This is a genomic window from Nonomuraea sp. NPDC004186, from assembly GCF_053603495.1.
The window spans coordinates 1-12,639 of the sequence record NZ_JBSGFQ010000064.1; the positions used below are offsets into that span (position 1 = coordinate 1).

Sequence of the window (12,639 nt, forward strand, 5' to 3'; positions counted from 1 at the left end):
TCCTCCACCAGGTCGACCGCCGCCGGGCCGAGATCGAGCTCGGGCAGCGCGGACAGGATGGCCAGCCGCTCGCCGCTGTCGCCGCGCTCGTACAGTTTGCGGATCACCGCGTGGTCGCCGCCCAGCGCTTTGAGCAGCGCGCTCCGGGCGGCGGGGCCGCCCCGCCGTTCGGCCTGCGGGAAGAGCAGGTGGATCGCGTCCGGGTCAGCCTCGACCCGCCGTACGGCCTCTGTCTGCCACTCGTCCCTCATGTGCCCTCCTCAGGAACTCGATCGATCGGCGGGCGACCTGCGGGGCCGCGTGGCTGTGCCTGGCCAGCTCCACGGCCACCAGACCCGAGTAGCCGTGCAGCTCGGCGAGCACCGGGACGAAGTCGATCTCACCCTCGCCGAACTCCAGGTGCTCGTGGACCTCGCGGCGCATGTCCTCGATCTGGACGTGCACGGTGTACGGCAGCGCCCGCCGGACACAGGCGGGCAGATCGTCCCGCTCCACGCAGTGGCAGTGCCCGATGTCGAGGGTGAGGCCGAACCGGGGATGGTCGCCGAGCATCCGGCGCAGCCGTTCGTAACCGTCCAGGTCCCGGACGAGCATCCCGGGTTCGGGTTCGAAGCCCAATGTGACACCCACCTGGTCGGCCTCGTCGAGCAGCCGTGCGCACTGGCGGGCCAGCCGCGTGTACGCCTCCTCCTCCGTCATGCCGTCGGGCCGGACCCCGCTCCACAGGTGCACCACGGGAGCGCCCAGATCGGCGGCGACCCGCATCGCGGTGGTCAGGAACTCCACCCTGCGCTCGGCGTCGTCGCTGATGAGGGTCGGATGATGCTTGCGCAGGGGATCGAGGGTGTAGCGTCCGCCCGTCTCGACCACGGCCGCGAGGCCGAGGCGTTCGAGGAGCCCGGCGATCCGCGACACCTCCGCGGCCAGACCGGGGGAGTGGGGGTCGAGATGACCGAGGTCGAGCGTGATCGCCGCACCGGTGTACCCGAGATCGGCCAGGACCGCGAGTGCCTCGGGGAGCCGATGATCGGCGAAGCCGTTGGTGCAGTAGGCCCACTTCACGATGTCGCCATCCGGGATGAGAGCCATCTGCCCAGGGGTAGCGAGCACAGCAGCGCGCCTGCCGTCGCGAACCGCCCGCCACCAGCGACCGCGGCCGCCTGGAGCGGGATCAGGGCGAGGATGCTGAGGCGGACGGCCTGCCGTACGTTCTCGGGGTCGGGACGGGTCCGTAACCCGGCCTGGACCGGGAGGGTGAAGGCGAGATAGCCGGCGATGAGGACACCGGCGCCCGTCCGGGCGGCGGCTCGGTTGCGCACGCAGGAGGCAACCGCGAGCCCGGCCGCCGCGGTGCTGGCCACGAGCGCTCGCTCGGCGGTCCCGGGTGCCGCCCCCGCCACCTCGGCCCGGCCGAGGATGCTGATCCCGTACGTGTGCGCGCCGACCGCCAGCGCCATCGGCACGGCGGCTCTCCCGTCCGAGCCGGCGCCCAGGAGCACGTCCAGGGCGCGGCAGGCGGCCATCGAGGCGGGGCCCGCCGCCGTCCGTTTGAGGCCCAGGTCGTAGGCCCACACCGCACCGGCCAGCAGACTGGCGATGGTGAGAGCGCGGCGGCCGCCGGCGAGGGCGGCGGTGGCCAGGCCCGCGCCGGTGAGGGCGGCCGCGAGCCCGAGCGCGGCGCCCGGGCGGACCCTGCCGGACGGGATCGGGCGTTCAGGACGCTCGACGGCGTCCGCCTCACGATCTGCCCAGTCGTTGAGCGCCATGCCCGACCAGTACATGAGCACCGACGCCAGTGCCAGACCGGGTGCCGGACGCCGCCCCGCGGCGGCGGCCCCCGCCATCGTGTCCCCCGGCACCGACAGTGCGGCCGGTGCGCGCACCAGCTCGAGCAGCGCTCTCATGACAGCTCCTCGGCGAAGGCGCGCAGCCGGGCGTACTGGACGGCCAGCGCGTGCTCGTCCGTTCCCAGCGGGCTCTTGAAGAAGTAGCCGAGCTCGGGCAGGACGCCACACCGCCCTTTCTCATGCGCACGAGCGACCAGCCGGGCCAGGTCCAGGACGAGCGGAGCGGCCAGCGCCGAATCGCAGCCCTGCCAGGTGAACTGCAGCGCCATCCGCACGCCGAGAAAGCCCTCGAAGGTCACATGGTCCCAGGCGGTCTTCCACTCTCCGAGATCCGGGACGTAGTCGATGTGCGTCTCACCCTCGACGGGTCCTCCCAGGACCTTCGCGACGACCTGGTCCTTGGAGAGCTCCTTGCTCGACCTGGCGGCCGGATCGGCGAGCGTCGCCCCATCCCCGCCGCCGAGCAGATTGAGCCCTGACCAGGAGCGCACCCGTAACGCCCGATCGGCGAACATGGGCGCGAGCGCGCTCTTGACCAGGGTCTCGCCGGTCTTCCCATCGCGTCCCGCGTACGGCACGCCCCGCCGGGCGGCGAGTTCCGCCAGCGCCGGCAGGGTCGGCCCGGTGGAGGGCGTGAACTCCACATAGCCGCACCCGGCCTGGAACGCCGCATAGGCGTACAGCGAACTCGGCGGCAGGACGTCATCCCCCGCGGCAAGCCGCTCCTCCAGATCGGCCAGACTCTCGAACTCAGGACGCGGGCCGACGGGAGGCTCGGTCGACGACACGTTGACGACGACCACCCGGGCCAGCCCGTGCCGGGCACGGAAGCCGGAGATGTCGTCGATCAGCCGGGTCGCGGTCCGGCCGCCGTCGCCGGGGACGTAGCCCGGCCGGATCTCGGCGTCGGCGGCGTCCAGGTCGGACGCGAGCAGCCCCGGGAGGTCCGGTGATATGACCCCTGCTCTGCCCAGCTGTTCGGCGCGCTTGCGTAAGGAGGTCTCGGTGATGTCATGGCCGCCGAAGGCCAGGTCGGTCAGCGGAACCAGGTGCCCGGGAAAGCCGGGGGACTCGCTCACGCATCCTTGCGGGGTCGCGGCTCCCGCCCTGATGGCCGCGGCGCCCACGATGACGGTGGTCGCCACGGATCCCCGTGCCCCGATAAGCCACACACCGAGCTTGTCCATGAAAGCTCCATCGTGTCGGGACTACCCCCGCATGCGGAAGGCATCCGGTAGGTAAGTCTCCGCGATGGTAAGAGCTATTTTTGTCGATGGTCAACCATAAGCAGGCTAATCGGCGTCCTTATCGTCCGCCGCTTACGGCCATCACCGCCCGGTCCGCTGCCGCACCGGTGATGCGAGCTCGCTTGCCACGGCCTCCCGGTTATGTCGTGCAGGTGCGAACTTTTGCTTGACCGTCGATATAAGCCCGCTTAACATCCGGCAGCATGAGGGACATGAGCCCGAAATTTGCCGATGGCCCCAGGCTCACCCTCATGGCGGGGGAGATGGGGAGGTGGGCGGGGTGCTGAGCATGCGTGGCATCGGCAAGAGCTTCCTGGGCGTGCGGGTGCTGTCCGGAGTGGACCTGGACGTGACGGCCGGTGAGGTCCACGCCGTAGTCGGCGAGAACGGCGCCGGAAAGTCCACCCTGATGAAGATCATTTGCGGCGTTCACCCGCCGGACGAGGGCACGATCGAGATCGACGGTCATCCCGTCTCCTTCGGCCATCCGCTCGAGGCGCAGCGCTCCGGTATCGCGATCATCTACCAGGAGTTCAACCTGCTGCCCGAGCGCACCGTCGCCGAGAACGTCTTCCTCGGGCGCGAGCCCGTCAGGCGCGGCCTGGTCGATCGGGCCGCCATGGAGCAGGCGACCGGGCGGCTCCTCGACGAGCTCGGCGAGCACTCCTTCGGCCCCCGCGACGCCGTCAAGCGCCTGTCGGTGGCCCAGCAGCAGGTCGTCGAGATCGTCAAGGCGTTATCGGTGAACGCCCGGCTCGTCGTCATGGACGAGCCCAGCGCGGCGCTCGCCGAGCACGAGGTCGAGTTGCTCTACCGGCTGATCGGGCGGCTGAGGGAACGCGGCGTCGCCGTCGTGTACATCTCCCACCGATTACGCGAGGTGTTCGACCTCGCCGACCGGGTCACCGTGCTCAAGGACGGCTCGCGCGTCACCACGCTCCCGATCGGCGAGGTGACCCCCGACGAGCTGATCCGCCTGATGGTGGGACGCGACCTCGGCACCTACTTCCCGCCCCGCTCGGGAGGCGCCGGCGAGGTACGGCTCAGCCTGCGCGGAGCGGGCAACCGCAAGCTCCGCGACATCGATCTGGAACTGCGTGCCGGGGAGATCGTCGGCATCGCGGGCCTGCAGGGATCCGGCAGATCGGAACTCGCCAAAGCGATCTTCGGCGCGGAGCCGTTCACCACGGGCGAGATGACCCCGTCGCGCCCCCGCTCGGTCCGGGAAGGCGTGGCCATGGGCATCGGGCTGGTGACCGAGGACCGCAAGGCCGAAGGGCTCGCGCTGCGCCAGTCCGTACGCGACAACGCCCTGCTCGTCGCCCGCGCGGTGGGCGCCAAGGGCCGCAACGGCCTCCGCGACCTGCTCGAACGGGTACGCCTCTCGCCTCCGCGCCAGGAACAGGAGGTCCGCTACCTGTCCGGAGGCAACCAGCAGAAGGTCGTGCTCGCCAAATGGATGACCATGGCGCCGCGCGTGCTGCTGTTCGACGAACCGACCCGGGGCGTCGACGTCGGGGCCAAGGCCGCGATCCACGACCTGATGCGCGAACTGGCGAATGACGGTATGGCCATCATGATGATCTCTTCCGAACTGCCCGAGCTCATCGGCATGAGCGATCGCGTCGTCGTCCTGCGCGACGGCCGCATCGCCGGCACGCTGCCGGTCGGCCCCTCGGAGGAGGCCGTCATGCGCCTGGCTGCGGGAGAGGGGCCTGAATGAACCTGCTCGTGCCCGCCCGCCGCGGCGAGGCGCAAGGCGGCCTGGCGGCCCGGTTACGTGAGCCCACGCAGGTGGTGTTTCTGGCGCTGCTCGGCCTGGTCGCGGTCGGCTGGGTCCTCGTCGCGCTCGACGGCGGTCAGTTCCTGACCATGGAAAGCGTCGTCGGGATCCAGCAGCGCTCGGCGGCCCTCGGCATCGTGGCGGTCGGTCAGACGCTGGCGATCCTGGCCGGCTCGCTCGATTTGTCCGTGGCGTACCTGATCAGCCTGACCTCGCTGGTCGCGGCGGAGATCATGGCGGGCCGGGACGGGAACATCCTGCCGGCGGTCGTCGCGGTGCTGGCCATCAGCGCGCTGGTGGGGCTGGTCAACGGGCTGATCATCACCAGGCTCCAGGTGCACGCCTTCATCGCCACGCTCGGCGTCGCTCTGATCATCAAGGGCGTCGTCGACCACCTGTACGACGGGCCGGCGGGCAAGGTGCCCGAGTCGTTCCAGATCCTCGGCTACTCCCGCATCGGGCCGATCCCCATCTCGGCCCTGCTCTGGGCAGGGGTGGCTGTCGTGGCCTGGTTCCTGCTGAGCAGGACCCGGCTGGGCTACCGGATCTACGCGGTGGGCGGGAACGAGGAGGTCGCCCGCCTGTCCGGGATCCGTACGGGCCGCGTCATCGTGATCACCCACGTGGTCTGCTCCGTCTGCGCCGGCATCGCGGGCCTGCTGCTGGCCGCCAGGCTCGGGGCGGGGGCGCCCACGGTGGGCACCGACGGGGGCTACGACCTGGAGTCCATCGCCGCGGTCGTGCTCGGCGGGACCGCGCTGGCCGGCGGCAAGGGCGGGGTCGCCGGAACCGTGGGCGGGGTCCTGCTGCTGGCTGTCCTGGACAGCATCTTCAACCAGCTCGAAATCAACTCCTTCGTCAAGGACGTGGTCCGCGGCGTGGTCATCGTCATCGCGGTGGCCGCCTACGCCCGGCGCGGAACAAGGCGGTCGGCATGAAACGGGCACTTCCCATCCTCGCGGTCCTCGTGGTGCTGCTGGCCGCGATCGCGGTCGCCAACCCCTTATTCCTGGAGCCCGCCGGGTTCCTGGCGTTCCTCAAACGGGCCGCGCCGCTGGTGATCCTCGCCGCGGGACAGTATTTCGTCATCGTCTCCGGCGAGTTCGACCTGTCGGTCGGCTCGCTGGTGACGGCCGAAGTGGTGATCGCCGCGCGGCTCATCGACGGCGACGAGTCCGCCACCTGGCCGGTCCTGGTCCTCCTGATCGTCGTCGGCCTGTTCGTCGGGCTGGTCAATGGCGTGCTCACCACCAAGCTGCGGGTGCCGTCGTTCATCGTGACGCTCGGCATGCTGCTCGTCCTCAGCGGGGCGGTCTTCCTCTGGACCGGCGGCGCGCCGCGTGGCGCGCTGTCGGAGGGCTTCCGGGTGTTCGGCCGCGGCGGCCTCGGGCCGTTGCCGTGGTCGGTGCTGATCCTGCTGGCCGTGGGCGTGGCGGCGATCTGGCTCATGCGTGCCGATTTCGGCAAGACGCTCATCGCCACCGGCGACAACGAGCGTGCTGCCGCGCTGTCCGGGGTCCGGGTGGACCGGGCCAAGATCTTCGCCTTCATGCTCTCCGGTCTGGCCGCCGCCGTCGCGGCGATCCTGCTCGGCGGTTTCGCCGGAGTCTCGGCACAGGTCGGCCAGGGACTCGAGTTCTCCGCCATCACCGCGGTCGTCCTCGGCGGCGTGGCGCTCGGCGGCGGGCGCGGCTCCGTGCCGGCCGCCATGGCCGGCGCCTTCACGCTGGAGGCGCTGTTCACCCTGCTCAACCTGTACGGAATCTCGGGGGCGCTGGAGTTCACCGTGCAGGGCGTCATCATCATCGCCGCGGTCGCGGCGGGAGCCATCCGGCTTCCCCGGAAGTTCACCCCCCGAAGAGGAGACGCACATGCCGCGTCATAAGGCCGCAGTCGCGGTGTTCGCCGCGCTTGTTCTCGCCGGCTGCACCACCGACAAGCCGACGTCCACCACCCAGTCCGCGGCGCCCGCCACGAGCGCTCAGGGTTCGGGCACGGGCGCGCAGTCGAAGTTCTTCGTGCAGGCGGACTTCGACGCCCAGCTGGCGATGCGCTCCCAGACGCCGCAGGGTCCCGCGGACAAGCCCTGGGAGCAGGCCATCGCCCCGAAGATGGTCGACACGGCGAAGTACAAGAAGGACGGGCCGTACCACCTGTGCTTCTCCAACGCCGCTGTCAACAACCCCTGGCGCCAGGTCGGCTGGAAGACGATGCAGGCAGAGGCAGGCCTGCACAAGGAGATCGAGAAGTTCACCGCCCTCGACGCGGAGGGCAAGGACGACAAGCAGATCTCCGACATCGCCGAGCTGCAGGCCAAGGGCTGCGACGCGCTGATCGTCTCGCCGAACACCACGGCCACGCTCACCCCCGCCGTGACGGCCGCCTGCGGGAAGGTGCCCGTCATCGTGTTCGATCGGGGCGTGCAGACGGACTGCCCGGTGACGTTCATCAAGCCCATCGGCGGTTACGCCTTCGGCGCCGACGCCGCCGAGTTCCTGGTCGGGAAGGTGCCGGCGGGTGGGAAGGTGCTGGCGCTGCGCATCCTGCCCGGCGTGGACGTGCTGGAGACCCGCTGGTCGGCGGCGAAGGTGGTCTTCGACAAGAGCCAGCTCCAGGTGGCGGGGGTGGAGTTCACCGACGGCGACGCCGCCAAGACCAAGAGCATCGTCAGCGACTACATCCAGCGATACGGCAAGATCGACGGCGTCTGGATGGACGCGGGCGCCACGGCGGTGGCGGCGATCGAGGCGTTCGAGGACGCGGGCGTGCCGGTGCCGCCGATCAACGGCGAGGACCAGCAGGACTTCCTGCAGAAGTGGAAGGACGCCAACCTCACCGCCGTCGCGCCCACGTACCCGACCTACCAGTGGCGCACCCCGATCATCGCCGCGCTGAAGATCCTCAAGGGCGAGGAAGTGCCCAAGATGTGGAACCTCCCGCAACCGAAGGTCACCAGCGAGAACCTGTCGACCTACCTGCAGCCCAACATGCCGCCGCTGCACTACGCGCTCTGCGGCTGCGAGACCCTGCCCGGGTTCCCCGAGAACTGGGGCGGGAAGAAGAACTGATCGACACCGACCGCGAAGAGGGGCGCATGTACTCCATCGGCGTGAACACCTGGGTCTGGGTCTCCCCGCTGACCGACGACGACCTGGCGCGGCTCGCGCCCCGCATCGCCGGGTGGGGCTTCGACGTCATCGAGCTGCCCGTCGAGCAACCCGGCGACTGGAACCCGGACAAGGCCGCCGCGGTGCTGGCCGAGCACGGGCTGGCCGCGTCCGTGGTGCTGGTCATGCCGCCGGGGCGCGAGCTCGTGGCCGCCTCCCCCGAAACCGTCCGCGACACCCAGGACTATCTGCGGCACTGCGTGGACGTGGCGGTGACCGTCGGTTCCCCCGTGATCGGGGGGCCGGCGTACGCCTCGGTCGGCCGTACGTGGCGGCTGTCACCGGACGAGCGCCGGCAGGTCTACGCCGAGTTGCGTGAGCATCTCCGGCCCGTCCTGGACCACGCGGCCGAGTGCGGGGTGAAGCTCGCGGTCGAGCCCCTCAACCGGTACGAGACCAGCCTCGTCAACACCGTCGAGCAGGCCCTCGACGCGCTGCCCGAGGACTGCCACCTGGCACTCGACACCTACCACATGAACATCGAGGAGAAAGACCCCGCCCAGGCGGTGCGGGTCGCGGCAGACCGGATCGCGCACGTGCAGGTGTGCGGCACCGATCGCGGCACGCCGGGGGCCGACCGCTTCGACTGGCCCGGCTTCACCCGGGCCCTGCGCGACGTCGGCTATCAAGGGCCGCTCGTCATCGAGTCCTTCACCGCGCACAACCAGACCATCGCCACCGCGGCCTCCATCTGGCGGCCCCTCGCGCAAAGCCAGGACGCGCTCGCCGTGGACGGCCTCGCCTACCTGCGCACTCTCTGATCAAGGTGGTGCTTGAAAGTTTCATACTTATTTACGGCCTTTTCTAGTATCGGTGAGACAGAGGGCACCGGCGACGCCGCCTACACCTGCAGATATGCAGTAAAAGCAGCAGGACTCCGGCCCAGCGGAAGCGAAAAGGTGGTCTTGGATTCGCTGGATAAGCATGCTTGACACTTAAGATTGGCCCGACCTATTTTCGTTCCGAATCGATTCGATATCTGGTCGCATGGTCAGGCCCCGACGCCCGGATCGATGGGTGAGCCACTGCTGCTTCCCACCCTTCAACTCCGACCGTAGCCGGTAACCCCCCAGGAGATCCTTCATGCGAACATCCCGCCTGCTCCCCGCCCTCGTCGCAGCCTTATTAGGGCTGTGGCTGTCCGCGGTGCCACTGGTGGCGCACGCGGCCGCCCCGCAGTTCAAGGTGCTGCTGTTCACCAAGACCGCGAGCGGCGCCTACCGGCACGACTCCATCCCCGCCGGTGTCGCGATGTTCCAGCAGCTGGCGACCGACAACAACTTCCAGCTCGACCAGAGCGAGGACTCCGCCGTCTTCACGACCGCGACCCTGAACACCTACGACGCGGTGATCATGTTGCAGACCAGCGGCATGGTCTGGGACAACGACGCCCAGCGTCAGGCCTTCCAGGCATACGTACGCAGCGGCCACGGCGTCGTCGCGATCCACAACGCCACCGACATGAACATCGAGGCGCAGTTTCCCTGGTGGGACCAGGTTGCCCTGGCCGGCGCGCACATGACCGCGCATTCGGCGATCCTGCAGGGCACCGCCAAGGTGGCCGACAAGGTTCACCCCTCCACGAAGGGGCTGCCGGATCGGTGGGTGCGCACAGAGGAGTGGTACAACTTCGACAAGAACCTGCGGGGCTCGGTGCACGTGCTGGTGAGCGCGGACGAGACCACCTATGACGCGGGGCCGAACAAGATGGGTGCCGACCACCCGATCTCCTGGTGTCACAATCCGGAGGGCGGCCGGGTGTGGGCCACCGCGATGGGCCACCAGGCGTCCTCCTATTCGGAGTCGTCGTTCAAGCAGCACCTGCTGGGCGGGGTGAAGTGGGCGGCGGGCGCGGCGCCGGGTGACTGCGGCGGCACCGTCGCGGCCCGGTTCCAGAAGGTGACCCTCGACGGCGCACCGGACCAGCCGATGGAACTCGACGTGGCCGGCGACGGCAGGGTCTTCTACATTTCACGCTCGGGCAAGGTGAATCTGATCCCCGCCAACGGCGGGGGCACGCGCGTCATCGCCACCCTGTCGGTGTACGACGGCGGCGAGGACGGTGGCGTCGGGCTGGCGCTGGATCCGAACTTCGCCACCAACGGCTGGATCTACGTCAACTATTCGCCGTCCAACGGCGGTGAGGTGAACCGGGTGTCGAGGTTCACCTTCAACGGCACCAGCCTCGACCTGGCGAGCGAGAAGAAGATCATCGAGGTTCCGGCGTACCGCAACGTCGACGAGCCCGGCCACACCGGCGGCTACCTCGCGTTCGGGCCGGGCGGGAACCTGTACATCGGCCCGGGTGACGACACCAATCCCAACGGGTCCAGCGGCTACGCCCCGATCGACGAGCGGCCGGGCCGGGAGCATTACGACGCCCAGCGGTCCGCGGCCAACACCAACGACCTGCGCGGCAAGATCCTGCGCATCCACCCCGAGGCCGACGGCACCTACACGGTTCCATCCGGCAACCTGTTCGCGCCCGGCACCGCCAAGACGCGGCCGGAGATCTACGCGATGGGCTTCCGCAACGCGTTCCGCTTCTCGGTCGACAAGGTCACGGGCTGGATCTCGGCGGGTGACTACGGTCCCGACGCCGGCGCCGCGAACCCCAACCGCGGTCCCGAGGGCACCGTCGAGTGGAACCTGATCAAGCAGCCGGGCTTCTACGGCTGGCCGTACTGCGTCGGCAACAACATCCCGTTCAACGACTTCAACTTCGCCACCAACACCTCCGGCGCGAAGTTCAACTGCTCGGCACCGGTCAACGACTCGCCCAACAACACCGGCCTGACCAATCTGCCCGCGGCCAAGCCCGCGACCGTCTGGTACAACTACCACGCCTCGGCCGAGTTCCCGGAGATCGACTGCTGCGGCGGTGCCGCGCCGATGGGCGGCCCCTTCTACCGCTACGACCCGACCAGCACCTCTGACCGCAAGTTCCCCGAGTATTTCGACGGCACGCCGTTCCTCTACGAATGGAGCCGCAACTTCGTCAAGGAGTTCCGCCTGGACTCCTCGGGCAACCTCCTGAAGATCAACCCCTTCGTGGCACAGCTCGCCCCGCATGCGCCGATCGACATGAAGTTCGGCCCGGACGGCGCCCTGTACATGGCCGACTGGGGCAACGGCTTCGGCCACTCGAACACCGATGACAGCGTCTACCGGGTCGACTACGTAGCCGGGAACCGCGCGCCCCTGGCCAAGGCGAGCGCCAACCCCGACTCGGGCGCGGCGCCGCTGACGGTGGCGTTCTCCTCGGCCGGCTCGTCCGACCCCGACGGCGACGCGATCACCTACGCATGGGACTTCGGTGACGGCGGGACCTCCACCAGCGCCAACCCGTCCCACACCTACAACGCCAACGGCACGTACACGGCCAAGCTGACCGTACGGGACTCCGGCGGGAAGACCGGCAGCGTCACGTTGCCCATCGCCGTCGGCAACACCCGTCCGAAGGTCGTCTTCTCGGCTCCGCCCGACGGCGGGTTCATCGACTTCGGCGACCAGGTGGCCTACACGGTGAACGTCACCGACCCCGAGGACGGCGCCGTCGACTGCACCAAGGTCAACGTGATCACGGCGCTCGGCCATGACCAGCACGCCCACGACACCGGCCAGTACACCGGTTGCTCCGGGACGGTCACGACCACCGCGTCCGGCCATGACGAGGCCGCCAACGTCTACTACGCCCTGTCCGCCGACTACACGGACAAGGGCGGTCTGAAGGGCAGCGCCGGCGTCACCCTGCAGCCCAAGCACAAGCAGGCCGAGCACTTCACCGGCTCGTCCGGAATCCGGATCGTCGACGAGTCCGGAGCCGAAGGCGGCAGGCGCATCGGCGACATCTCCAACAACGACTGGATCTCCTTCAGCCCGATCAACCTGTCCGGGATCGACACGGTGTCCTTCCGCGTCTCGGCACCGTCCAACACCGGGGCGTCCATCGAGTTGCACGCCGACTCGCCGACGGGGGCCCTTATCGCCTCCAGCCCCGTCCCGGCCACCGGGGGATGGAACACCTACGTGTCCCTGCCCGCGGTGCAGGTCACCGATCCCGGTGGCACCCACAATGTCTACGTCGTGTTCAAGGCGCCGTCCGCGAACTCGTTCGACGCGGACTCGTTCACCTTTAACGGCAAGGGCGTCGGGCAGGGCGACGGCTCGCCCCCTGGCAGCACCAGCGCGCTGCGGGGTGTGGGATCGAACCGATGCGTCAACGGAGCCTCGCAGACGAACGGCACACAGGTGCAGATCTGGGACTGCAACGGGCAGCCCGGCCAGCAGTGGACGTCGACCGCCGCGGGTGAGCTGCGGGTGTACGGCAACAAGTGCCTGGATGTGAACGGGGGCGGCACGGCGGACGGCACCGCCTTGATCATCTGGGACTGCAACGGGCGGAACAACCAGAAATGGCGGTTCAACGCCGATGGCAGCATCACCGCCGTCGGAGCGAACAAGTGCGTGGACGTCAGCGGCGCCGGCACCGCCAACGGCACCAAGGTGCAGATCTGGACGTGCAACGGCCAGAACAACCAGAAGTGGACCCGCGTCTGAACGCCATGTGACGTCCGGACCCTGGAGCCGGCCCG

At 69.3% G+C, this 12,639-nt stretch carries 10 protein-coding genes; 6 read left to right on the forward strand and 4 right to left on the reverse strand.

Features of this window, described 5'->3' with window-relative positions:
- The 4 genes from ACWEPL_RS39760 to ACWEPL_RS39775 form a co-directional block, all read right to left on the reverse strand.
- A partial coding sequence (locus tag ACWEPL_RS39760; RefSeq protein WP_452439194.1) for a hypothetical protein occupies positions 1-251 on the reverse strand: 251 nt, incomplete at its 3' end.
- Complete coding sequence (locus ACWEPL_RS39765; RefSeq protein WP_452439195.1) at positions 205-1,089, reverse strand: sugar phosphate isomerase/epimerase family protein; 885 nt, start codon at positions 1,087-1,089, stop codon at positions 205-207. The genes ACWEPL_RS39760 and ACWEPL_RS39765, both read right to left, overlap by 47 nt.
- The gene (locus ACWEPL_RS39770) at positions 1,059-1,904 is read right to left on the reverse strand and encodes an SCO3242 family prenyltransferase (protein WP_452439196.1); all 846 of its coding nucleotides are present in this window, start codon (positions 1,902-1,904) and stop codon (positions 1,059-1,061) included. Before ACWEPL_RS39770 ends, ACWEPL_RS39765 begins: the two co-directional genes overlap by 31 nt.
- Entirely contained in the window at positions 1,901-3,034 is a 1,134-nt protein-coding gene (locus ACWEPL_RS39775; protein ID WP_452439197.1) for an inositol-3-phosphate synthase, read from the reverse strand. The genes ACWEPL_RS39770 and ACWEPL_RS39775 overlap by 4 nt, the downstream gene beginning before the upstream one ends.
- A 349-nt stretch (positions 3,035-3,383) precedes the next feature.
- Between ACWEPL_RS39775 and ACWEPL_RS39780 the strand changes: the two genes are divergently transcribed.
- The 6 genes from ACWEPL_RS39780 (at position 3,384) to ACWEPL_RS39805 (ending at position 12,604) form a co-directional block, all read left to right on the forward strand.
- Positions 3,384-4,817, forward strand: a complete 1,434-nt coding sequence (locus ACWEPL_RS39780) for a sugar ABC transporter ATP-binding protein (RefSeq protein ID WP_452439234.1) — start codon at positions 3,384-3,386, stop codon at positions 4,815-4,817.
- Positions 4,814-5,815, forward strand: a complete 1,002-nt coding sequence (locus tag ACWEPL_RS39785) for an ABC transporter permease (RefSeq protein ID WP_452439198.1) — start codon at positions 4,814-4,816, stop codon at positions 5,813-5,815. Before ACWEPL_RS39780 ends, ACWEPL_RS39785 begins: the two co-directional genes overlap by 4 nt.
- Positions 5,812-6,762 carry an ABC transporter permease gene (locus tag ACWEPL_RS39790; RefSeq protein WP_363984310.1) on the forward strand — a complete coding sequence of 317 codons (951 nt, stop codon included), beginning with the start codon at positions 5,812-5,814 and terminating at the stop codon, positions 6,760-6,762. The genes ACWEPL_RS39785 and ACWEPL_RS39790 overlap by 4 nt, the downstream gene beginning before the upstream one ends.
- Positions 6,749-7,945, forward strand: coding sequence for a substrate-binding domain-containing protein (locus tag ACWEPL_RS39795; RefSeq protein ID WP_452439199.1), 1,197 nt, complete (start codon positions 6,749-6,751; stop codon positions 7,943-7,945). The genes ACWEPL_RS39790 and ACWEPL_RS39795 overlap by 14 nt, the downstream gene beginning before the upstream one ends.
- Before the next feature lie 26 nt (positions 7,946-7,971).
- On the forward strand, positions 7,972-8,805 hold the full coding sequence (locus ACWEPL_RS39800; RefSeq protein WP_452439200.1) for a sugar phosphate isomerase/epimerase family protein: 834 nt from the start codon (positions 7,972-7,974) through the stop codon (positions 8,803-8,805).
- Positions 8,806-9,199: 394 nt separating this feature from the next.
- The gene (locus ACWEPL_RS39805; RefSeq protein WP_452439201.1) at positions 9,200-12,604 is read left to right on the forward strand and encodes a ThuA domain-containing protein; all 3,405 of its coding nucleotides are present in this window, start codon (positions 9,200-9,202) and stop codon (positions 12,602-12,604) included.
- Positions 12,605-12,639: the final 35 nt, after the last annotated feature.